Raw genomic sequence first — 25118 nt, 5'->3', positions numbered from 1 at the left:
AACCCCACTACCCCGACCGCGCCACCGGCTGCGACCATGACGGTACAGTCCGGAACCATCGCGCGCGTGATGGCCAGCAACGTGGGCGTCAACCTGGTGGTGACTGCCCAGGCCGCCAATTTCACGCCAACCGGCACCGTGTATGCCAGCGCCAGCGACGCTGCCGGCGTGTTGCAAGCTTCGGTGCAAGTGACGGCAGGCGCCAACGGCCTGTACACCTTCTCGCTCGACACTGCCACTGGCGTGGCGCCGGGATGCTACAAGGGCAATGCCACCATCAAGCTGTGCAGCGATCAGGCCTGTACGACCGCGCAGTCGGTAGCGTCCATCAGTGTGCCATACGACATCACCATCGTCGGTGCCACGACAACCTGGCCTGGCGACAACCTCACCGCGCTGTCGGCCATGACAGGCGCCAACGACTGGTCTACCTTCCAGGGCAACAACGCCCATACCGGCTATGTGCCGATCGACATCAAACCCGATCAGATTACCTTGCGCTGGAAACGTGGCCTGCTGAACAACCCGTCCGGTTCGAGCAGCACCGCGCTGGCGTCGCAAGTGACCGCCAACGGCCTGCTGTACATGACCGACACCACCTCGCTGTACGCCTACAAGGAAACCGACGGCGCCCGTGCCTGGAAATATGACTTCGGTGCCAGCTCTGGCTACCCTGGCAACCCGCCGGCAATCGCCAACGGCGTGGTCTATGCCGTGGGCAGCGTGTCCGATGGCAGCTATATGTTCGCCTTCGACGCGGCCACCGGCTCCGTGCGGTTCCGTGCGCGCGTAGGTTCGTCTTATTATGACCGGCTGTCCGCACCGGTCATCCAGGATGGCGTGATCTACACCAACGGCAGTTCGTACGCTGGCCTCTACGGCTTCAGCACCACCGGCGAAACGCTGTTCAACACCACCGCCATCTCGTCGGCGGCGCAATGGGCGCCTGCGGCAGATGCCAACGGTGTATATATGTATGCCGGCGACGCGATTGTCGTCGTCAAACCAAAAACCGGTGACAAGCTGGCGACCATCCGTGACAGCAGCAACAATGGCAGCTTCTACAACCAGGGCAGCGGCGCGCCCGTCATTGGCGCCAACGGCGTGTATGCCACCACCCCCATCTATAACAGCAATACCGGTAGCACCAGCTTTGGCCTGACCCGGTTCGATATCGCCAAAAGCTTCGTCGATTGGCGCGTCACCGGCGGCTATGGCATCTCGCCTGCCTACGCCAGCGGCGTGCTGTACGCGCTCAACACCAATCCGTTCCGGGTAGAAGCGCGCGCCGAAGCCGATGGCGCACTGCAGTGGTCGTGGACACCGCAGCTGAGCACCGAGTCGGTCTTCTACGGCCCTGCCGTGGTGACCAGGAACCTGCTGTTCGTCAGCACCAACCGCGTCACTTACGCCATCGACCTGGCCACGCGCAAAACCGTGTGGAGCTATCCGATGGCAGGCCTGCTGTCGATCAGCCAGAATGGCGTGCTGTACATCCAAGGGGCAGACGCCACTGTAGCCGTCAACCTCAAGTAAGCCGCACAGCGCAGTAACGAGCCGGGCCGCCTTGCAGTGGCCCGGCTTTTTTTGTCGCAAAAAAGTCACCAGGGCCACAGCCCTTGTACTTGTTTCATGCATTCGAATACAGCAACAGTGTGGCAGCAACACCACAGCAAGGCCATCCTATCAGCGGTGATTCAGCATTCCCAGCCAGCATTCCCATCCCCGGATCCAGGGACGACCAAATATCCGCCTGACTTGTCATACAGATGTCATCCGACAAACCAGGCACAAAGCTGCCCAAATCGCACGATTTCCAAACTTCCAACGTTGACAGGAATTTCATGCCAATGATTTGATGAACGCAGTGCAAGTCCTTTACAAAACGCAGGGTTCATTTGGGAGAGTGAAATGATGGTTGTAAAAGTGTTGGCTGGCAGCATACGCGCAGGCTTCGCCGGCGGCGTACTGGGACTGGGACTGATCGGCACTGTGCAGGCGCAAACCACGGAGCAGCCGATGCAGCGCGTGGAAGTGACGGGATCGTCGATCAAGCGGCTGGTGTCGGAGACGGCCAATCCACTGACCGTGTTTCGCGCCGACGACTTCGTCAAGCAGGGCCTGACCACGGCCCAGGAAGTGCTGGACCGTATCCCTTCGAACAGCTCGAGCTTTGGCGCCGGCAACGCCGTGGGCGGCAACAGTTCCGGCCTGCCCACCGGCGGCCAGGCCAGCGCCGACTTGCGCGGCCTGGGCGGCGACAAGACCCTGGTGCTGCTCAACGGCCGCCGCATCGCCAACCATCCTTACGACGGCGCCAGCGTCGATCTGAACATCATTCCCGTCACCGCGCTCGAACGCGTGGAAGTGCTGCGCGACGGCGCCTCGGCCATTTACGGCACCGACGCCATCGGCGGCGTGATCAACTTCATCACCAAGCGCAACGTCAAGACCACCACCATCACCGCCGAGGCGATCGCGCCGCGCAAGCCGGGCGCCGATGAAAAGCGCTTCAATATCTCGAGCGGCTTCGGCGACCTGGAACAAGACGGCTACAACGTGTTCGGCGTGTTCGATTATCACAAGACCGATATCCTCAACTCGCAAATGCGCGAGTTTTCCAAGACCGGCGTGATCCCGTCGCGGGGCCTGAACCTCACTTCCGGCACCACCTTCCCCGGCAACTACTTCGACCCAGGTTCGGGCGCCACCGGCAACCCCGGCTTTGCCACCGGTTGCGACGCCCCGCTGTCGGTGCCGCGCGCCAGCAACGGCACCTGCCGCCAGGACTACACCCGGCAAATCGACAACCTGCCCGAGCAGGAACAGAAAACCTTCTTCGGCAAGGCCACCTTCAAGATCAACAACGACCACCAGGCCTCGGTCGAATACCTGCACGCCGAAAACGACGTGCTGTCGCACACGGCGCCGCCGCCGCAGGCCAACCTGGTCTTGCCCAACACCAGCAAATACTATCCGGGCAATGCCGGCGGCACGCCGGCCATGCCGGGCCTGTCGGGCCAGCCGCTGTCGGTGAACTGGCGCCCCACCGAGGCGGGACAGCGCGAAATCGTCTCCAAGGGCCAGGCCGACCGCCTGTCGATCTCGGTCGAGGGCTTGCTGCGCGGCTGGGATTACAAGACCGGCTTCACGCTGTCGGAAAGCCGGTCGGCCGAATACTTCACCGGCGGCTATGTGCGCGACGCGTCGTTCGCGGCCGGCGTACGCGACGGCATCCTCAATCCGTTCGCGGCGCAGGACGCGGCCGGCAAGGCGTACCTGGAGAGCACCGCCCTGCGCGGCCAGGTTCAGAAAGGCAAAACCCGCAACACCGGCATCGACGCCAAGGCCAGCCGCGAGCTGTGGGATATGCAAGGCGGCAAGGCGGCAGTGGCCATCGGCGGCGAACTGCGCCGCGAGGAAGCGGACTTCTTCGTCAATCGCGAGATCGCCAGCCAGGCCGCCAGCTCGGGCCTGTCCGGTTCGCAATCGACCGACGGTTCGCGCACCATCAAGGCCATTTTCGGCGAACTGAACCTGCCACTGCTGCAGGACCTGGAAGTGCAACTGGCCACCCGCTACGACAAGTACAGCGACGCTGGCAACACCACCAATCCGAAAATCGGCGTACGTTACCAGCCGACCAAACAGCTGCTGCTGCGTGGTTCGGCCTCGACCGGCTTCCGCGCGCCGACGTTGTTCGAGAAGAACGCACCACTGTCGCGCAACGATACCAACAACTCGTACAACGATCCGATCCTGTGCCCGGGCGGCACCATCGCCGACAGCCCGATCGCCAATCCGCTGCGCGACTGCGACCTGCAGCAGTACAAGCTGCAAGGTGGCAATCCAGCGCTGAAGCCGGAAAAATCGAAGACCTTCGCCTTTGGCGTGGTGCTCGAGCCGGTCTCGCAGCTGACCGTCTCGGCCGACTATTTCAATATCCGCCTCAAGGACAAGATCAATGCGCTGCCCGAGGAAACCATCTACGGCAACTTCGAGAAATACCGCGAGCGCTTCCTGCGCAACGCCGACGGCACGCCGAACGCGATCCTGGACCTGAAGGAGAACCTCGGCAAGGTCAACACCGATGGCGTCGACTTGAGCCTGACGTTGCGCTCGAGCGCCAGCGCCTACGGCAACCTGACGCTGACCGTCGATGGCACCTGGGTGCACAAGTATGAATACCAGGATGAGCGCGGCGGCGCCTACACCCAGAACGTGGCCCGCTACGCCGCCAACAACCCGGTGTTCCGCTGGAAGCACAATGCCGCCCTGAACTGGCGCCTGGCCAGCTGGAGCGCCACCCTGGCGCAGTCGTACAAGTCCGGCTACATCGACCAGAATCTCGACATCGAGGACGCCTTCCTCAACCGCGTGCCGTCGTACAGCCTGTGGAACCTGTCGGGCACGTACAGCGGCTTCACCGGCCTGGCGCTGACGGCCGGCGTGAAAAACCTGCTGGACAAGGAGCCGCCGTTCTCCAACCAGGGCACGCTGTTCCAGAAGGGTTACGATCCACGTTACACGGACCCGGTGGGTCGGGCCCTGTATGTGCGGGGTAGTTACACGTTCTGATAGCAAGGTCCGGACGCCAGCACTGGCGCCTGATCAACCTGCAAGCCGCATTGCGCCCGCGATGCGGCTTTTTTTTTCGTACTGTCTGACCGACGCCACGGTTATGTTCGTTACCTCACACAATCCGGAATTGCGACTTGAGGCATTGCTCTTTTTAAAATACTGTTAATTTTTAGGAACTACAAAAAGAGGAATTTATCATGAGCATCAAACCTTGGATAGCAATCGTCATCATCGGATCGGCAGTGTCGGGTTGCGTGGTGGACGGCGGGGAAGTGACGGGTCTGTCGGATCCGGCGTACGCCGCGCCAGCCGAGGTGGCCGATGGTGCCGACCCCGGCGTTCTATATGTCAAGGTTGCCGGCAATGGCCAGGTTCAGCTGGCGCCGGCGCTGGCCGCTGCGACAGCCAACGGCAAGGTCGCGCTGGCACCAGCGGTCGATTTCGCTCCGGAACAGCATTATGGCAACGTCACCATGAAGCTGTGCGGCGCCGACTGCTGACCCGACCGGCGCTGCGTCCAGGCGATTGACTTACTTGGCAGCGGCTTCCGCCGCCTGCGTCGCCAAGCGGCGCTGGCGCACAGCGGCGGCCAGGCCCTGCAGTACCTGCACGCTGCTTTCCCAGTCGATGCAGCCGTCGGTGACCGACTGGCCGTAGGTCAGTTCCTTGCCCGGTTCGAGATCCTGGCGGCCGCCCACCAGGTGCGACTCCACCATCACGCCCACGATGCGGGTGTCGCCACCAGCGACCTGGCCGGCAATGTCGGCGCAGACCGGGACCTGGTTTTCCGGCCTCTTGGAGCTGTTGGCGTGCGATGCGTCGATCATCACGCGCGGCGCCAGGCCCTGCGCGCCGATCGCCTTGCACGCTTCATCGACGCTGGCAGCATCGTAGTTGGGCGCCTTGCCGCCGCGCAGGATGATGTGGCAGTCCTCGTTGCCGGCGGTGGAGACGATGGCCGAGTGGCCGCCCTTGGTCACCGACAGGAAATGGTGCGGCTGCGAAGCCGCCTTGATGGCATCGACCGCGATCTTGACATTGCCGTCGGTACCGTTCTTGAAACCGACCGGACAGGACAGACCGGACGCCAGCTCGCGGTGCACCTGCGACTCCGTGGTGCGCGCGCCGATCGCGCCCCAGCTGATCAGGTCGGCGATGTATTGCGGGCTGATCACATCGAGGTACTCGGTGCCGGCTGGCAAGCCCAACTCGTTGATGTCGCGCAGCAGTTCGCGCGCCATGCGCAGGCCGTCGTTGATGCGGAAGCTGCTGTCCATGAACGGGTCGTTGATCAGGCCCTTCCAGCCCACGGTCGTGCGCGGCTTTTCGAAGTACACGCGCATGACGATTTCCAGGTCGCCCTTGAGCTCGTTACGCAGCTGCACCAGGCGGTGCGCGTATTCCATCGCCGCGCGGGTGTCGTGGATCGAGCATGGGCCCACCACCACCATCAGGCGGTCGTCCTGGCCGTGCAGAATGCGGTGCAGCGCGATGCGCGCGTTGGCGGCCGTGTTGGCAGCCGTTTCCGTGCACGCATACTCGCGAATCAGGTGGGACGGTGGCGTCAATTCCTTCATTTCGCGGATCCGTAAATCATCGGTGCGGGGCATGCTGTTCTCCATTGTTTCAAAAAAGTCGGGGTAAAAAAAAACCGCCTGGGGAGGCGGTTTTTTCAGGATTTGCTGGAACTCGTTTGACTGCTACGTGCACCGGCCGCTACTCCACCGCCTTGGGGTTGGAATTGCTAAAGTAAAAGTAGCCGGTAAAGAAGAAGCAGGTCATGGAACGAATTCGTGGTGTGTTGGGTAGTGTGTTTTAAAAACAGTGGATTGACTATACGCCGATCAATGCACGCTTGGCAAGCCCTGCCCTGCAAAAATTTACACCTGCCCATTTCTCTTTACATCGCGCGCAATGTGTCCAGATGTAAGACCAGCGCATGCGGCCTGCCGGCCCACTGCCGCCTTTTAACGCAGAAAACTGCCTTTACAGCTGTGATGGTTGGTGACTGTTGGTAATTTGCAGTCTTAGCTAAACCGCATTGTTTCCACCTGCCGCCAGGTGATTTGATGGGTCGTCTTCACGACAAACCCACCCATCTCATGCACAGCAGGAGCAAATAAAAATGATGATTGAAAGAGCGATGTCCCGGGCCCTGCGCCTGGTGTTTGCCGGTACCCTGGCAACTGGCATGCACGGCGCCATTGCGCAGACCGACGACGCTGCGATCCAGCGCGTGGAAGTGACCGGCTCGAGCATCAAGCGCCTGGCCAGCGAAACGGCACTGCCGATCACGTCGATCAAGGCCAGCGACTTCGTCAAGCAGGGCCTGACCACCGCAGCAGAAGTCCTCAACACCATCTCGATGAACCAGAGCTCGACCGGCAGCAGCCAGTCGGTGGGCTCGGGCACCGGCGGCATTGCCACTGCCGACTTGCGCGGCCTGGGCAGCAACAAGACGCTGGTGCTGCTCAATGGCCGCCGCATTGCCAACCATCCGTTCAACGGTTCCAGCGTGGACTTGAACATCATTCCGCTGTCGGCGCTCGACCGGGTGGAAGTGCTGCGCGACGGCGCCTCGGCCATCTATGGCACCGACGCCATCGGCGGCGTGATCAATTTCATCACCAGGCGCGAAGTACAAGGCGCTACCGTGAGCGTGGAGCGCTACCAGCCGCAGGCCAGCGGCTCGGGCGGCGAATCGCGCCTGAACCTGGCGGGGGGCTTTGGCGACCTCGACAAGGATGGCTACAACTTCTTCGGCGTGGTGGACTGGCACAAGCAGACCGCGCTGGCTGCCACCGAACGCGATTTCTCCAGTACCAGCGTGCGTCCGGACCGTGGCATCAACAACAGCAGCGGCACCTCGCAGCCAGGCGATTTCTTCTCCGACAACGGTATCACCGGCAACCCGTACTATGCCAGCGGTTGCGTGGGCAAAGGGCTGCTTACCACCACCAACGGCACCTGCCGCACCGACACCACCGCCTACATCCAGGCCATACCGACGACGCAGCAGGAATCGTTCCTCGGCAAGGCCACCTTCAGGCTCGGTGGCGAGAACCTGGGCACGGTCGAATACCTGCACAGCCGTAGCACCAATACCAGCGCAATCGCGCCGTCGCCGCTCACCGGCATCACCATGAACGCCACCAGCCCGTACTATCCTGGCGGCAGCGCCGGCGTGCCGGCCGTCGCGGGTCTGACCGGTGAAGACCTCACCGTCAACTGGCGCACCGTCGCTGCCGGCAACCGCGTCGGTTACGACACCAGTATTTCCGATCGCTTAGTGCTCGGTTCCGAAGGCGTGGTGGCCGGCTGGGACTACAACGTGGGCCTGACCTACGCTACCAGCAAGGCCACCAGCGCGTTTGTCGAAGGCTACACCAACGACTCGCTGATGAAAGCCGGTGTACTGAACGGCATTTTGAATCCCTTCGGCGAACAGTCGGCCGACGGCGCGGCATACCTCGATGCGGCCCAGCTGCGTGGCGAGTACCTGTCGGCGCGCATGACCAGCGTCGGCGTCGACGCCAAGGTGAGCCGCGAAATGTTCACCGTGCCGGCCGGCCCGGTGGGCTTTGCGGTCGGTACCGAATTCCGCCACGACAAGGCCACCTACGACGTCAACACCGACCTCGCCTCGCAGGCCTCGAGCTCCGGTTACGCGGACGCCCAGGACCAGTCGGGCCAGCGCAATATCGCCGCGCTGTACTCCGAGCTGAGCGCACCGCTGACCAGGGACGTGGAACTGTCGGTGGCCGCCCGCTACGACCACTACAACGACGTCGGCGGCAGCTTCAATCCCAAGATCGGCCTGCGCTGGCAGCCGAGCAAGCAGGTAATGTTGCGCACCTCGTACAACACCGGCTTCCGTGCGCCCACGCTGTACGACCTGCACGGCCCGGCCACGTCCACCTTCACCGGCAACTCGTACGATGACCCGGTGCTGTGCCCGGGCGGCACCGTGGCCGCTGGCGCCAATCCCAACGTGGCCTGCAACCAGCAGCAGACCATCCGCAGCGGCGGCAACCTGAACCTCAAACCGGAGAAATCGAAGACCTTCGCGCTGGGCGCCGTGTTCGAGCCGACCAATGCGGTGAGCATGTCGCTCGACTACTTCAACATCAAGATCCGCAACAAGATCGGCACGGTGTCGGAAACCACCATCTTCAACGACTACGACAAGTACGCCAGCTACTTCGTGTACTCGGCCGACGGCAAGACGCTGCAATACGTCAACGCCGTGCTCGACAACCTCGGCGAAGTGCACACGTCGGGCATCGACACGACCTTGCGCTGGAAGCTGCCCCGCAGCGCGGCCGGCGACTTCGCTTTCGTGTTCGACGGCACCTGGGTGCACAGCTACAAGTACCAGAACGAGGCCGGCGGCGTTTTTGTTGAAAACGTCGGCGTGTACGCCGACGACAACCCGGTATTCCGCTGGAAGCATAACGCCACGCTCAACTGGAAGAACGGCGCGTGGAGCGCCAGCCTGTCGAACAAGTTCATGAGCGGTTACGTGGACCAGAACGACGTGGCCGATGAATACGTCCACAAGGTGCGCGCGTATTCGACGTTCTCGCTGTCGGGCAGCTATGCCGGCTTCAAGAACACGGATTTGACGGTGGGCGTGAAAAACCTGTTCGATACGGCGCCGCCGTACACCAACCAGGGCACGACGTTCCAGAGCGGTTACGATCCCCGCTACACGGACCCGCTGGGCCGCACGTTCTACGTGAAGGCGACGTATAAATTTTAAACTACGTTAGCCGTAAAACCGTCATCCCCGCGCAGGCGAGGATGACGGGGTCAACTGTCAGCAACGTTGGCCATTAAGCCGTGCCGCCGACGGTCACGCCGTCGATGCGCAACGTGGGCTGCCCCACGCCCACCGGCACGCTCTGCCCTTCCTTGCCGCACACACCCACGCCCGGGTCGAGCCGCATGTCGTTGCCGATCATCGACACGCGATGGAGCACCTCCGGACCATTGCCGATCAGCGTGGCGCCCTTGACCGGGTAAGTCACCTTGCCGTTTTCGATCATGTAAGCCTCGCTGGCCGAGAACACGAACTTGCCGTTGGTGATATCGACCTGGCCGCCGCCGAAATTGACCGCATACAGACCGTTTTTCACCGACGCCAGGATCTCGCCCGGATCTTGGTCGCCGCCGAGCATATACGTGTTGGTCATGCGCGGCATCGGCAGGTGGGCGAACGATTCGCGGCGGGCGTTGCCGGTGACCGGCATCTTCATCAGGCGCGCATTCATGGTGTCCTGCAGGTAGCCGGTCAGGATGCCGTCCTCGATCAGGGTGGTGCACTGGGTGGGATTGCCCTCGTCGTCGATGTTGAGCGAACCACGGCGGTCGGGCAAGGTGCCGTCGTCCACCACGGTGACGCCCCTGGCTGCCACCCGTTCGCCGATCATGCCGGAGAAGGTGGACGAACCCTTGCGGTTGAAGTCGCCTTCGAGGCCGTGGCCGATCGCCTCGTGCAGCAGGATGCCGGGCCAGCCCGGTCCCAGCACCACGGTCATGGGACCGGCCGGCGCCGGCCGCGCATCAAGGTTGATCACGGCGCCATCGACCGCCTCGGCCGCATACGATTCCAGCAAGGCATCGCTGAAGTAGTCGTAGCTGTAACGCCCGCCGCCGCCCGACGAACCGGTTTCGCGGCGGCCGTTCTGCTCGACGATGACGGTGAGCGACAGCCGTACCAGCGGCCGGATGTCGGCCGCCAGCACGCCGTCGCTGCGCGCGACCAGCACCACGTCGTATTCGCCGGCCAGGCCCGCCATCACTTGCACCACGCGCGGGTCGCGCGCGCGCGCCATCTTTTCCACGCGCTCGAGCAGCGCCACCTTGGCGGTCGCATCGAGCGAGGCCAGCGGATCGTGCGGCAGGTACAGCGCGCGGCCACCGACCGGCGTGATGGCGCCGGCCACCTTGATCTTGCCGTTGCCCGCGCGGGCAATGGTGCGGGTGGCAGCGGCCGCCTCGCGCAGCGCCACCTCGGAGATATCGTCCGAATACGAGAACGCCGTCTTGTCGCCGGAAATGGCGCGCACACCCACGCCCTGGTCGATGGCGAAGCTGCCGGTCTTGACGATGCCCTCTTCCAGGCTCCAGCCTTCGCTCTTGGTGAATTGAAAATACAGGTCGGCGTAATCGACCTTGTGGGTGAACATCGACCCCAGCGTTCTCAACAGCTTGTCCTCGTCCAGGCCGAACGGCGTGAGCAGGATGTCGCGGGCGACCGCCAGGGTGGCGAGGTTGGCTTCGAATGGCTTCATGATGGTTCTCGTACTAGCAATGGATTACATGGTCCGGTGTTTTAGCGCCGGCAGACTCTGACGCACGCCTTCCATGAAGGCCGGGTCGATCTCGCCGGCCACCACGCCTTCGCCCTCGGCCAGCACCGACTTGACCGTGCCCCACGGGTCGATCAGCATACTGTGGCCCCAGGTGCGGCGCCCGTTCGGGTGCATGCCGCCTTGCGCAGCGGCCAGCACATAGCACTGGTTTTCGATAGCGCGCGCGCGCAGCAGGATTTCCCAGTGGGCCTGTCCGGTAGTGTAGGTAAACGCCGCCGGCAGCACGATCAGCGACACTGGCCCCATGGCGCGGAACAGTTCGGGAAAACGCAGGTCGTAGCAGACCGACATGCCCACCTTGCCGAACGGCGCGTCGAGCACGCCGATATGCTTGCCCGGCACAATGGTCTTCGATTCGTTGTACGACTCGGCGCCCTGGCTGAAGCCGAACAAATGGATCTTGTCGTAACGGCCGGCCGACTCGCCTTGCGGGTTATAGACCAGCGTGGTGTTGACCACCTTGAGCGGGTCATCGGACGCCAGCGGCAGCGTACCGCCGATCAGCCAGATGCCCAGCTCGCGCGCCAGCTTTGCCATGAAGTCCTGGATCGGGCCCTGGCCCAGCGGCTCGGCCACGGCCACCTTGTCGCTGTCCTTGACGCCCATGATGGCCCAGTACTCGGGCAGTAGCACCAGTTGCGCGCCGTCGGCGGCAGCCTGGCGCACCAGCCGTTCGGCGGTGGCGATATTGTCCGTGACGGACGGCGAGGAAATCATCTGGATGGCGGCGACGGTATGGCGCATGGCAAGTCTCCCTGTCTTGGTTATTTTGCGCTCCTGGCCGCTGGCGGATCAGCCTTGGCGGCGTCGAGCTTGGTGACAACCGGCGCCTTCCACGGCCCGGTCACCTGCATATGATAGGTCAATGCCTTCATGACGGGGGCGCTGAGGAATAATTGCGCCAAAAAACTGCCCAGGCCGATCACGGGATTGACGGCCAGCGCGTACACCAGCGGCGCCGTACCGAGGTTCACTTCCGGTATCACCACCACGTGCAAATTGGTCAGCTCGTTGGCGATGTCGGCGCTGCCGTCCATCAGCACGGTAGCGGCCATGCCGTGCATTTTCAGGTTATCGGTGCGCACGATGCCGTGCTCGATGCTGGCATTGGCGGTCAGGCCGTCGAAGGCCAGGCCTTCGGAAAACACGTCGTGGAAATCGAGCTTGAGCAGGCGCGGCAGCGCTTGCAGGCTGAGCACACCGAGCAGCTTGGCTGCGCCCGGGTCCTGCTTGATGAACTGGCCCTTCTCCACGTTCATGACGATCTGGCCCGACAGGCTGGGCAAGTCCATCGCGTACGGCAACCCGTTCCACACGACGTCGCCCTTGAGCGACCCTTTGCCATTGCGCACGGTGCCGACAAAACCGAAACGGTCGAGCAGCTTGCCGGCATCAAAAATGTCGAGGTTGAAATTGAGATCGGTGGTGTGGGCATTGCCGCGCGTTGTCCACTTGCCGGTGCCGGTCAGTTCGCCGTCGGCGTTGGCCAGCGACAGCTTGCTGATGCGCCACACGCGCGAATCGGGCAACTGCACATTGCTCGCTTGCAGGTCGAGCTGGCCCAGCGGCTTGTTGAACAGCTCGAAGCGGTCGATCTTGATGTCCAGCGCCGGAATGGTGGCGGCGGCGCTGCTCTTGCCATCGAGCAGGTCGGCCACTTCGTTCGAGGCCGAGGCCGGTATCACCAGCGACGACAGGCGCGCCGTCACCTTGCCCAGGCCGTGGCCGGTGGACGGCTCGCTCCAGGTCAGGTGGCCATTGGCCTGGGTGGAATCGATATTGGCTTGCCAGATGCTTTGACGGCGCGTCACGCCCACCACCACGTTTTGCAACTTGCGCGCGCCGATCAACAGTTCGCCGGTACGCGCGGCAATCGCGTCGGGCACCACGTACTGGCTGAAGTCGGCGCTGTCGGCGTCGCCCGTGAGGGCAGCCGCAGTGCTGTCGGTCTTGTTGCCAGGCCCGTCACCAGCGACGGCCTTGCCGAAGTCGAGCCAGGCGTCGGCATTGAACACGGGCAGGCTGATGTTGAGGGTCAGGCCGCTCTCCGGTTCCGGCGCCGGGGCATTGATGCCGATACCGCCGCGCACCAGTTGCCACGGCGTCTTGCCGCTGGCGGTCGTCAGTTTCTGGCGCTGGTAGTGGGCGGCCATGCCCGAGCCGAGCGCGATACGGATGTCGTCGTGCAGCGCGCCGCCTGCATCGGCCGTCAGGCCGCTATTGAGCACGAAACGCAGCGGCATATTATCGAGCGCCGGCTTACTCAGCGGCGCTGGCAGGTCCAGTGCCAGCCCGGACAGGCTGGAATCAACGGCAACAACGAGCTGATGGTCGCGCACGGTGACGGTGCCGGTGTACTTGGCCGTGCCCGAGAAATGGCTGGCCAGGCGCTGCATCACCGGGGCGGTATAAGTCTTGCGGAAGCCGTCGGCGGTCAGCATGCCGCCAAGCTTGATGACGATGGCATTGTCGCGCTGGGTGCCGCCGGTAATCGAGACCGGACCGTCGAGGAAGGTGCCGGACAGCTGGTTGAGGTTGACGCCGCGCTCGTTGAATTCGATCTTGCCCTGGACCGCCTGCACCACCGGCAAATCCTTCAACAGCACGATGTCGTTGTTATTGAGTTGCAGCGTGCCGTCCACCTTGGCATCGAGCAGATGCGCCAGCGGCAGGCGCAGCTTGAGCGCCAGGGTGGCGTTGCCGGTCGCTTCGGTGTCGTCGGTAAAGTGCGAAATCCATTCCAGCACCGGGCTGTGGTCGACGTACCGGAGGAATTCCTGCATCGGGCCGGCGGCATTGCCGTCGATTTCCAGCACCGAATCGTGGATCGTCAAATCGGGAATCACGGCCTTGACGTTGGTGAGCGCCACGCCGGCGGTGGTGGCGGTGTCGCCGCGAATTTCCATGCGGCCGCGCTCGAACACGAAGCTGCCCTTGATGTGTTCGGCCTGCGGCCACTCGGGCAGCGGCTGGCCGTCCTTGCCCAGCTCTTTCCCCCCGCGCAGGTAATGGCCGGGCGCGTAATTGAGCTTACCCTCGGTCAGCTTGCCGGCCACCTTGAATTCGCCGTGCGGCGCGTGCTCGCCCTGGAACGGGAAATGCGCCAGGTCGCCGCGCACCCGCACGCTGACATCGCTGGCGGTGCCGCCCTCGAGCGCGCCGGTCAGCCAGGTGTAAAGATCATGCGGGGTCTGGAGCGGCAGGTAGCGGTTGATGCGGTTGATCTGGAAACCGTCGAGCGTGCCGGTCAGGTCCACCGTGCCAGCGCCCTTTCCCGACAGCGGCATGGTGTGGCTGCCGCTCAGCGTACCGGCCAGTCCTTCCTGCAGGAAGTCCATGCTGTCGATCTTGAGCAGCAATTGGTCCTTGGGCAGGAACGACCAGCGCGCCTTGAGATTGAGGCGGTCGAACGGCATGGCCGGATCGGTGAAATAGCCGGGCAGTTGCAACACCAGGTTTTCCGAAGCCAGCGCGAAGCTGCCGCCCTGGTCGGTGGCGTCGATCGCGCCGGTCAGGTTGTCGAAGCCCGGGATCGCCGGCACTGCAGCCGTGGCCGGGATCTTGCCGTTTTTGGGCTGGGCCAGGCGCGCCGGCTGCGGTTTCAGGCCCAGGCCCACCAGGTCGCCTTTGACCCGGTACGATTGCAGTGCCGGAAACTTGCCCTGCCACTCGGCCGAGAAATTGCGCAGCAAGCCGCTCGGCGAGGTATCGGCCAGCAGCGTGCGCTGCTGCGGCGTGAGCGGCAGGCGCGAGGCGATGCCGGCCAGCGTGCGCAGGTCCAGTTGCGGTGCGCGCACTGCGTACTTTTCCGGCCGCGGGCCGGCAGCAGCGGTGAATTTTTCCGACAGCGAGGTTGGCGCCATCACCAGGCCGTCGCTGGTGGTGAGCGTGAGGCTGGTGATCTCGAGGCTGTGGCCACGGGCGCCGAATTTTCCGGCGTCGGGGCTGGCGCCGGTTACTGGGCGAGCGTGGTTGGACACCAACGGCGGCAACTCCTCGCGCGCGGCAATGCGGCCGGTCAGCTGTTGCAGGTCGAGCACAGGTAAATCTTTGGCCAGCACGGCCGAGACGTCGCGCAGGCCGAGGTCGGCGGTAAAGCCGGTCAGGCGCTGCTGGTCGAAACTGAGCCAGGTGCGCAGCGAACCGCCACCGGAATTCAACGCGAACGGAAAATCGAGCCACGCCTTCCAGGCCGCGACATCGGTATCGCGCAGGTCGGCGTACAGTTCGCCCTTCCACATCGACGTGTTCGATACCCGGGCGCCAAAGGCCGGGTGGGCAAAGTCGGCGCGCACGTCGAGCGGACCGGCCAGCGTGGCCGGCGGCGTGGCCTTGACCGCCAGTTGGTGATGCAGCCACTCATTGCGCAACCGGGCGGTGACGCCGGTGAGCGCCAGCGGAGGCGCACCGCGCTGGTCGTCGGTCCAGCGCACGCGGCCGTCGCGGATGACGATCTCGCGCTGCGCCAGCAGCCATTCCAGGCCACGGCCATCGGACGGCCGGCCGGGATCGAGATACAGGCCCGCCACGACCAGCTTGCCGTCGGCGGTGCGGCGGATATCGAGGTCGGGTTGTTTGAGCGCCAAGGCGTGGAAGCGCGGCTCGGCAGTGACCACGGTCATCCACGACAGCGTGGCGGCCACCTCGGGCAGGCGCAGCGCGGCCTGGCCCTGGCGGTCGTGCAGCACCACGTCGCCCAGGGTGAGCGTGGGACGAAAGCCGGTCCAGGAAGCGTCAATGCGGGCGATGGTGACCGGGTTGCCGGCGGCGCGGCTGGCCAGCCGTTCGATGTCGTCGCGGTAATGCTCGATATTGGGTAGCACCGCGTAGCGCAGCACCAGGAACAGGATGGCAAACGCGAAATAGCCGAGCAGCGCCAGCTTGACGGTGAAGGCGAGGACGTGATGGGTGGCCACGTTGCAGACCCGATAGGCGGCGCGCAGCCGGTGCCAGCGCACGGCCAACGGCCCTTCGGCTGTCGCGGTCTCCTCTTCTGTTTTCTGCATCTAGTAATTAAAAATTCGGTTCAAAGCCTGGCCAGGCATACAATTATCGCTAAATCACTGCCACATCGGGTTCAAGCCGGTCGTGCTTGCAGGGATTCTACCGCATCGGGGAGACCGCACAGCGGCGGCAGGCCGCGCGAACCGGTGTTTTTACACGCATTTTCCCGATTAATTTCCAACGGAGCCATTGCCAGTCCATGATCGCCCCTACCGTTTCCCGTTTTTACCAGCGCTGGCTGGCCGCGGCCCCGGACCGCGCCGCCAAGTCGGACGCCATCGCCCTGCTGAACCTGGCTGAAATCGACCTCGACGCTTACCTGGCGCAGGAAGCCGTGGCCGGTGTGGGTACCAGTGCGGAGGGTGCGCCGCCGCTGCCGCTGGTTCGCGCCATGCGGCGCCTGCGCAACCTGCTGGTGTGCGGCCTGATCCGGCGCGACCTCGAAGGCCGCGCCGACCTCGGCGAAGTGGTCGAGGCGATGACCCGCTTTGCCGACTTCGCCATCGCAAAACACGTGGCGGAAATCGACGCCGAATTGCGCGCCAACCACGGTGTGCCGATGGGCCGCGAGTCGGGCGTGCCGCAGGAACTGATGGTGCTGGCCATGGGCAAGCAAGGCGGACGCGAACTCAATGTCTCGTCCGACATCGACCTGATCTTCGTGTATCCCGAAGATGGCGACACGGCTGCCGGGCCCGGCCAGCGCGGTTTGTCCAACCACGAGTATTTCATTCGCCTGGGCAAGAAGCTGATCGCCGCGCTGGCGGAGATCACCGAAGATGGCTACACGTTCCGCGTCGATATGGCGTTGCGGCCAAACGGCGGCTCCGGCCCGCTGGCCGCCAGCCTGTCGATGGTGGAGAACTACCTGATCGTCCAGGGCCGCGAATGGGAGCGTTACGCGTGGGTGAAAGCGCGCGCCGTCACTGGCCGCGCCGAGGACATCGACGCGCTCGACGCCATCGTGCGGCCGTTCGTGTTCCGCCGCTACCTCGACTTTGGCGTGATCGACGCCATCCGCACCATGCACGCCCAGATCCGCGCCGAAGTGAACCGCCAGGAGCGCCTGCACCCGGACCGCAGCAACAACGTCAAGCTGGGCCGCGGCGGCATCCGCGAAATCGAATTCCTCACACAGGTGTTCCAGCTGATCCGCGGTGGCCGGGACGCTGCCCTGCGCGAGCGTTCCACCCGCAGCACCTTGCGCATCGTCGCCGAAAAAGGGCTGTTGTCGCACACGATCGTCTATCAACTGCTCGCTTCCTACACGTTCCTGCGCAACCTCGAACACCGCCTGCAATACCTCGACGACGCCCAGACCCATACCCTGCCCGCCAGCGACGCCGATCGCCAGCTGGTCGCCGACATGATGGGCGCGGCCGACGTGCCGGCCCTGCTGGCGCAGCTCGAGGCGCACCGCCAGTTCGTCGCCGGCCAGTTCGACGAGATGTTTGCCGACAAGACCAGCGAGAACGAGCACCAGATCGAACTGCAATCGAGCAACGACTGCGCCGATCCCGACAATTTCGAAGCCATGGTGGCGCAGTTCACCGCGCTCGGCTTCGCCGATGCTGCCGGCGCGGCCAAGCGCCTGGTGGCCACCTGGCAGGCGCCGCGCCTGCAATCGCTGCCCGAGGCGAGCCGCAACCGCCTGCAGGCGCTGATCAATACGGCGGCGCCGCTGATCGTCGCCTGCGCGCGCGAGTCCGGCGGCGACCAGCACGCCACGCTGGGCCGGCTGCTCGACTTCCTCGAGGCCATCGCCCGCCGCTCGGCCTACCTGTCGCTGCTGACCGAGTACCCGCACACGCTGGTGCGCGTGATCCGCATGGTGCATGCGAGCGGCTGGGCCGCCAAGTTCCTCAGCCAGCACCCGATCCTGCTCGACGAACTGCTCGACGACCGCGTGCGCAACGCCGTGTTCGATCCGGTCAGCCTGGCCGCCGACCTGCGTTTGCAACTCGACGCCGCCGCCGGCGACACCGAGCGGCAGATGGACATCCTGCGCGAAATCCACCACGCCCAGCTGTTCCACCTGCTGGCCCAGGACCTGGCCGGCGACCTGACCGTGGAACGGCTGGCCGACCACCTGTCGGCGCTGGCCGACACCATCGTCGATGCATCGATCCAGGCGATCTGGCAGACCGTGGCCACGCGCCATCGCGAGGTACCGCAGTTCGCGGTAATCGCCTACGGCAAGCTGGGCGGCAAGGAGCTCGGCTACGTGTCCGACCTCGACGTGATCTTCCTGTTCGACGACACCGACCAGGACGCGCCGGCCCAGTACGCCAAGCTGGCGCAACGCTTCATCACCTGGATGACTTCGTACACCTCGGCCGGCATCCTGTTCGACATCGACACCGCGCTGCGCCCCGACGGCGCCTCCGGCATGCTGGTCTCGAGCGTGGGTGCGTTTGAAAAATACCAGACCAGCTCGGCCTGGATCTGGGAACACCAGGCGCTCACGCGCGCGCGCTTTTGCGCCGGCGACACCGCCATCGGCCAGCGCTTCGACCAGATCCGCGACACCGTGCTGCGCAAGGAGCGCCCGGCCGACAGTCCGCTGCGCACCGAAGTGGTGGCCATGCGCAAGCGCATGGTCGACGCCAAGCCCAACACCACCGCCCTGTTCGACCTCAAGCAGGACGCCGGCGGCATGATCGACATCGAGTTCATGGTGCAGTACCTGGTGCTGCAATATGCGCACACCTATCCGGAACTGACCGTCAACATGGGCAATATCGGCCTGCTGAAAATGATGGCCGGCCTCGGCCTGATCGACACCGACCTGGCGGCCGAAGTGGGCAATGCCTACCGCAAGCTGCGCAAGCTGCAGCACCAGTTACGGCTGCAGGGCCAGGACCTGGCGCGGGTCGAGCCGGCGCTGGTGGCGGGTGAAGTACGGCATGTCCTGACCTTGTGGGAGCAGCTGTTCGGTCCGCGTATGGCGACTTGATCCCACCTGCAAACCAGCGCCGCAGCCGGGACTTTTCCCGGCTTTTTTTCGCCTGTTGCAGCCATTGTTCAGCTAACTCTGCTGTAAAAATAACATTGTTGCTTTTTTGAGAATCCTGGCGTGTGCTCGTTTACACAGCCGTACTCCGGTGCGAAATTAGTTGATCACGCCGGGCGGTTTGCCGCCAGCGGCCACCGCCAGGCGGTGTCAACCACTCACGAGGAGTCGCAATGTTCACAGAGAAAAAGCTGTACCGTTTGCTTCGATTCATCCCCTGCGGCGCTGCCCTGGCGCTGCCGCTGATTCATGCCCATGCGCAGGACCAGCCTGCCCCGGCCGGGCCGGTGCAGCAGGTGCTCGTCACCGGCTCGCGCATCGCCTCGCCCGGCGCCGAATCGCCGTCGCCGCTGCAAGTGCTGGGCGCGGCCGACATTGCCGCATCGGGCGCCACCAACCTGCAGGAGCTGCTGCAAAAAAATCCCACCATGGGCACGCCTGCGCTCAGCCGCACCAACTCCAACTTCCTCACCTCGGGCGGCGGCGTCACCACCGTCAACCTGCGCAACATGGGCGACTCGCGCACGCTGGTGCTGGTCAACGGCCGCCGTTTCGTTTCCGGCGTGCCCGGCGACACGGCGGTCGATCTCAACACCATCCCCACCGACTTCATCGAGCGGGTCGAACTGCTCACCGGCGGCGCTTCGGCCACGTACGGGTCCGACGCCGTGGCCGGCGTGGTCAACATCATCCTCAAGCGCAATTTCGAGGGACTGGTGATCGACGCCCAGGCCGGCCAGAGCCACGAGAGCGACGACGACAAACGCAAGCTGTCGATCACCTTCGGCACCACCAGCGCCGACGGCGCCAGCAACCTGATGGGCCACTTTGGCTATACCAGGCAGGGCGCGGTGTACTCGCGCGACCGGCCGTTCGCGGCGGTGGACCAGACCTCGGCCATTACCCGTGGCCGGCCCGACCTGGCCTTCACGCCGATCCGCCCCTACTACTCCGGCTTTGCACCGGCCGGCCGTTTCATCGGCGACGGCGACACCGATTTTACCTACGACGCCAATGGCAACGTCATCCCCTGGGACACCAACGGCGAGAACGGCCCGGCCACCGGCTACAACCGCTCGGCGCTGCGCGCCATTGCCGTGCCCACCGAGCGCTACCTGTTTGCCCTCAACGGCACCCGCGCCCTGAACGAAAACCTCAGCGCCTTCTTCGAGGGCACGTATGCCGCCACCAAGACCACCACCAATATCGAGTCGTTCCCGCTCGGCGCGGACGACGTGTTCAAGGGCAGCGGCCAGGTGCCGGCCGGGGCGCTGGTCAACGGCGCGCTGGTGAAAAATCCGCTGGTGCCGCAGTACCTGTGGGATCGCATCAGCGACAACGACGGCGACGGCATTCCCGATTACTACTTCCAGCGCCGCCTGTCCGAGTTCGGTCCGCGCCGCGCCCAGGCCGACCGCGACACCTTCCGCCTGGCCACCGGCCTCAAGGGCAATGTCCGGGACTGGAACTACGAGGCGTTCGTCAGCTACGGCCGCACCAAGGAAGCGCAAAACTCCACCGGCCAGGTCAACGTGCCCAACCTGCGCTACGCGCTCGACGCCATCCCCGGCAGCGGCGCCAACGGCGCACCGGTGTGCCGCGATGTCAACGCGGTGGCCGAGGGCTGCGTGCCGATCAACATTTTCGGCCTCAACACCATCACGCCAGACGCTCTCAAGTACGTCACCGCGCCCGGTTCGCTGCTCACGTCGGTCACCCAGAAACTGGCCGGCGCCTCGGTCAACGGCGAGTTGTGGCAACTGCCGGCCGGCAGAATCGGCCTGGCGGCCGGCTTCGAGTGGCGCAGCGAAGAATCGGAAGCGGTGCCCGATCCACTGACCCAGGCGGGTCTGAACGCCGGCAACGCCACGCCGCCCACCTACGGCAAGTACCAGGTGCGCGAGGTATTCGTTGAAACCCGGGTGCCGCTGCTCAAGGACCGGCCGTTTGCGCGCGACCTGTCGCTGCTGGCCACGTTCCGCCACGGCGACTACTCCACCGTGGGCAGCACCAACAGCTGGAACGCGGGCGGCGAATGGACGGTGACGCCCGACATCAAGTTGCGCGCCACCCGCGCCCAGTCCACCCGCGCGCCCAATATCAACGAGTTGTACCAGTCACCCACGCAGGACTTCCCCACCGGCCTGGTCGACCCGTGCGAAGGCGTCACTGCCGGCATGACCTCGCCACTGGCGGTCAACTGCATGGCCGCGCTCGGCGTGCAGGCCAACATGGCTGCCAATGGCGGCGTGTTCACCTTGCAGCAGGCCGACCGCCAGGGCATCAGCGGCTACAACTCGGGCAACCCTGACCTGAAGGCGGAAAAAGGCCGCTCCACCACCGTCGGCCTGGTGCTTACACCGCGCTCGATCCCGGCACTGGCCGGTACTACCTTCACCGTCGATTACTTCAAGATCGACATCGCCGACGCCATCGTCTCCACTGAGCGCCAGTACGCGCTGGACCAGTGCTACAACGCCGGCAACCCGGTATTCTGCTCGTTCGTCACGCGCCGCCCGGTGGCCGTGGGCAACCTGGCGGCCGGTTCGATCGAGTACAGCGACACGGCGGTCACCAATAGCGGCGGCCTTGGCACCGAAGGCATCGACCTCACCGCCGCGTGGGCCGGGCGCGTGGGTCCGAGCCGGCTGAGCACGCGGCTGGCCTATACCCGTCTGCGCGAACTGTGGACCCAGGCCACGCCCGGCCCCGAAGACCAGCGCAACAATGACGTCGGCGAAGTCACGTCCAGCCAGGTCAACGCGCCGCGCAACAAGGCCGTACTGAACGCCGCCTACAAGTGGGGCGACTTCGGCCTGAACTGGAGCGCCACCTACAACGGCCCGGTCGCGCTCGACGACCAGTTCCTCAAGAGCCTGGACATCGCACCCGGCGCGGTCAAGATCGGTTCGCGCACCTACAACGATTTCCAGTTCACCTACGACCTGCGCAAGTCGGTGCAGTTCTACCTGGGCCTGGACAACGCCTTCAACGCCAAGCCGCCGCCAATCATCAGCGGCCTGCCCGGCAACACCACCGGCGCCGAAACCGATGCGTCCACCTACGACCCGATCGGACGGCGTTACTACCTGGGCTTGCGGGTCAGCTTGTAGGCACTGGTTTGGTGCATAAAAACAACGATTGCCGTTAGAACATTACAGTTAGGAAAGGAAATAGTGTTGTATTTGCATGACTTTTCATTCAACTAATCGCGGCGCTCCTATACTAAAAATGCACTGCACGGACAACACTTGCAGGCATCCTAAAAAAACATACCCGGGAGTTGCAATGAAGAAGATTGCTTTAAAAGCCGGCGTGACTGCAGTTGCGCTCACGCTGGCCTCGTCTCACGTCGTCGCGCAGGAAGACAGCGCCAGGTCCATGGAAAAGGTCGTCATCACTGGTTCCAACATCAAGCGTCTCGACGTCGAGACGGCAACCCCGGTCGAGATCCTGCGCCGTGAAGATATCACCCGGCTTGGCGTCAATTCAGTGAAGGAAGCGTTGGAAACGCTGACCTCCTCCACCGGCGCGTTGTCCGACATCGGCGGCTCCAACTCATTCGCCAGCGGCGCTTCGGCCGTTTCGCTGCGCAATCTCGGCAAGCAGTCGACCCTGGTCCTGCTCAACTCGCGCCGCGTGGCGCCGTATGCGTTGGCCGACTACAACGAAGTCTTCACCAATCTCGATTCGCTGCCGATCGACGCCATTGAACGTATCGAAGTGCTGCGCAACGGCGGCTCGTCGATCTACGGTTCCGACGCCGTGGCCGGCGTCATCAACATCATCACCCGCTCCGACTTCCAGGGCGTGCAGGCCAGCGCCAGCTATGACCAGTCGGTCAAAAATGAACAATTCAAAACCAAGAAAGCCAGCATCACGGCAGGCTTCGGCGACTGGGTCAACGACAAATACAATGTGCTGGCCAACGTCGAAGTCTTCAAGCGCGGCGAAGTGCTGTGGCGCGACGTGGTGGACGATATCAACCCTGGCTATGGCAAGCAGTTCTCGGCGGTGGCCCCGGGCAGCGGCCTGATGTTCGGCAACCTTGGTGCGCCGTCCACGTATTCCTATCCGGGCAACCTGATCGGCCAGGGTGCGGTACCCGGCTGCGCCACGGTCAACTCCGCCGGCCTGTGTGTGTATGACCGTTTCAGCCGCTTCGAAGCTGTGCCCAAGGCGGATCGGGTCAATGGTCTGCTGTCCGCCAAATTCGACCTGGGCGGCGGCACCGAAGCATTTGGCGAGGCGCTTTACTCGCACACCAAGACCAGCTACACCAGTGCGTTTGGCACCTATGGCTCCACCAATCCCAACACGGTCTGGGGCGCCGGCCAGACCTTCATTTACCACAGCCTGCCAGCCACGCATCCACTGAACACCACGGGCGATAATGTCGAATTGCGCTATCGCTGGGCCGATGCGCCGTCCTACCAAGATGCGACCAGCGACCAGTACCGCGTGCTCGGTGGCCTCAAGGGCAACTGGCGCAGTTTCGACTGGGAATCGGCTGCTGGCGTGATGGGCAGCAAGACCAAGCTGCGCAGTGCTGGTGCGCTCAGCCGTAGCGGCTTCAAGCAGCAGGTGGGCGACTACGATAACTACACCACCGACCGCGAGACCGGCATCGTCACCGTCAACGACCCCAATTTTTTTAACCGCGGCTACCAGATCGGCAAGGTCAACAGCCCGGAAGTGCTGAACTCGCTGTTCCCGGTCAACGGCTATGACGGCAAGATCACCCAGTACTTTGTCGATGCCAAGCTCACCGGCGAAGTGGGCAAGATCGCCGATCGCGCCATCAACGTTGCTGCGGGCGCGGAACTGCGTCATGAAAAATTCAAGATCATGCCGACCGACAATCTGCTGCAAGGCGATATCGTCGGCTACGGCTCGGCCACGGCCGATGCCTCGCGTAGCACCCAGGCTGCGTTTGCCGAAGTGAGCTTGCCCGTGACGTCCACGCTCGATGTTACCGCCGCAGCGCGCATCGACAAATTCCCCGGCTTCAAGGCGCACACGTCGCCCAAGCTGGCAGCGATCTGGAAGGCAACGCCAGCGTTCGCACTGCGCGGCACCCTGGAATCGGGCTTCCGCGCGCCCAACCTGACCGAGAGCGCACAGTCGAACAAATTCGCCTTCGACAACGGCGTCGTCGATCTGAAGCGCTGTCCGCAGGCCCGCGCCCTGGCCGATGCCTTGCGTGCCCAATCCGACGCGCTGCCCGACAGCGATCCCAACAAAGCTTTGGGGCTGGCGCGCGCCGATACGGTCGAGGGTAACGAATGTGCTGCCGGCGTGCCCAGCGTCGTGCGCAACAACCCCAACCTGAAGCCCGAAACCACCCACATGGGCACGGTCGGTTTCGTGATCGAGCCGGTCAAGAACACCAATTTCTCGCTCGACTACTGGCGTATCGAGCGCAAGGACGAAATCGGCATCAAGACTACCGCCGAGCTGCTGGCAGCGGAAGCCGATCAGGCGCCAGGTACGATCGGGCGCGCCGACCTGAGTGCCGACAAGACCTTCACCGCTGCCGAACGACAAACCTATGGCGTGACTGCTGGCGCCCTGACGTCCACCAACGGTTCGTTCCTGAACGTTGCCCGCACCAAGACCAGCGGCGTGGACGTCTCGGCCAACACGCGCTTCAATACCGGTATCGGCCGCCTCGACCTGGGCGCGAACGCCACGTACCTGCTTGAATTGAAAAACTTCAGCAGCTCGCTCAATCGTTACGGCGATAACCTGGCCGGCCGTTATGGCTATTCCAAAACCGTTGCCAACGTGACGGCCGCGCTCAAGACGGGCGACTTCAGCAACAGCCTGCGCCTGATTTACCAGAGCAAGACCGCGCTCAACGGCGATTACTTCGACGAGACTTACACCGCTGCGGGGTGCGCCGACCTCGGCTGGTCGGCCGACGAGTGCCGCATCAAGGCCTATGGCCGCCTGGACTGGAACGTCAGTTACACCGGCGTCCGCGACCTCACCGTCAGCATGTTCGTCCGCAATATCACCAACCGCCGGCCGCCGCTGGACTTGCGTGACTTCGACTCCGCAGGCGGCGTGATTCCTCAAAACACCGCCGATGTTACCGGCCGCTCGGTCCGCATCACCGCCGAGTACAAGTTCCGCTAACC

The 25118-nt window shown here is 64.0% G+C and carries 11 protein-coding genes; 7 read left to right on the top strand and 4 right to left on the bottom strand.

The annotated features are described in order from the left end of the window. Positions 1–36 precede the first annotated feature (36 nt). From J2X54_RS15740 to J2X54_RS15730, 3 genes are all read left to right on the top strand, one after another. The gene (locus tag J2X54_RS15740) at positions 37–1536 is read left to right on the top strand and encodes a PQQ-binding-like beta-propeller repeat protein (protein ID WP_310181887.1); all 1500 of its coding nucleotides are present in this window, start codon (positions 37–39) and stop codon (positions 1534–1536) included. 375 nt (positions 1537–1911) lie between these two features. Continuing rightward, a complete protein-coding gene (locus tag J2X54_RS15735) occupies positions 1912–4578 on the top strand; it encodes a TonB-dependent receptor (protein ID WP_310181884.1) in 2667 nt (888 codons plus the stop codon). Positions 4579–4778: 200 nt separating this feature from the next. Then, a complete protein-coding gene (locus tag J2X54_RS15730) occupies positions 4779–5081 on the top strand; it encodes a hypothetical protein (protein ID WP_070250535.1) in 303 nt (100 codons plus the stop codon). A 30-nt stretch (positions 5082–5111) separates the two neighbouring features. Here J2X54_RS15730 and aroG read toward each other — a convergent pair whose 3' ends face one another. Further along, positions 5112–6191 carry a 3-deoxy-7-phosphoheptulonate synthase AroG gene (gene aroG, locus J2X54_RS15725; RefSeq protein ID WP_310181882.1) on the bottom strand — a complete coding sequence of 360 codons (1080 nt, stop codon included), beginning with the start codon at positions 6189–6191 and terminating at the stop codon, positions 5112–5114. Between the two features lie 515 nt (positions 6192–6706). Here aroG and J2X54_RS15720 point away from each other — a divergent pair. Further along, positions 6707–9343: a TonB-dependent receptor gene (locus J2X54_RS15720; protein ID WP_310181880.1), complete on the top strand. Its 2637-nt coding sequence runs from the start codon at positions 6707–6709 to the stop codon at positions 9341–9343. Positions 9344–9416: 73 nt separating this feature from the next. On the opposite strand, the gene tldD is transcribed toward J2X54_RS15720, so the two are convergent. From tldD to J2X54_RS15705, 3 genes are read right to left on the bottom strand one after another with little or no spacing between them, the layout of a single operon-like run. After that, positions 9417–10877: a metalloprotease TldD gene (gene tldD, locus J2X54_RS15715; RefSeq protein ID WP_310181878.1), complete on the bottom strand. Its 1461-nt coding sequence runs from the start codon at positions 10875–10877 to the stop codon at positions 9417–9419. A 24-nt stretch (positions 10878–10901) separates the two neighbouring features. Beyond that, positions 10902–11702, bottom strand: a complete 801-nt coding sequence (locus tag J2X54_RS15710; protein ID WP_310181877.1) for a carbon-nitrogen hydrolase family protein — start codon at positions 11700–11702, stop codon at positions 10902–10904. Positions 11703–11722: 20 nt separating this feature from the next. Further along, entirely contained in the window at positions 11723–15964 is a 4242-nt protein-coding gene (locus tag J2X54_RS15705; protein WP_310181876.1) for a YhdP family protein, read from the bottom strand. A gap of 167 nt (positions 15965–16131) precedes the next feature. On the opposite strand from J2X54_RS15705, the gene glnE reads away from it, so the two are divergent. The 3 genes from glnE to J2X54_RS15690 all read left to right on the top strand — a co-directional run bounded on the left by glnE (position 16132) and on the right by J2X54_RS15690 (position 25116). Further along, a complete protein-coding gene (glnE, locus tag J2X54_RS15700) occupies positions 16132–18918 on the top strand; it encodes a bifunctional [glutamate--ammonia ligase]-adenylyl-L-tyrosine phosphorylase/[glutamate--ammonia-ligase] adenylyltransferase (RefSeq protein ID WP_310182084.1) in 2787 nt (928 codons plus the stop codon). Between the two features lie 230 nt (positions 18919–19148). Next, positions 19149–22088 (top strand): TonB-dependent receptor domain-containing protein, encoded by a 2940-nt coding sequence (locus J2X54_RS15695; RefSeq protein ID WP_310181874.1) that lies wholly within the window; start codon positions 19149–19151, stop codon positions 22086–22088. A gap of 175 nt (positions 22089–22263) precedes the next feature. Beyond that, positions 22264–25116 (top strand): TonB-dependent receptor domain-containing protein, encoded by a 2853-nt coding sequence (locus J2X54_RS15690; protein WP_310181872.1) that lies wholly within the window; start codon positions 22264–22266, stop codon positions 25114–25116. Positions 25117–25118: the final 2 nt, after the last annotated feature.

The organism is Duganella sp. 3397, assembly GCF_031456625.1.
GTDB classification, from domain to species: Bacteria; Pseudomonadota; Gammaproteobacteria; order Burkholderiales; family Burkholderiaceae_D; genus Rugamonas; species Rugamonas phyllosphaerae.
This window is presented reverse-complemented; position numbering and strand designations above follow the sequence as displayed.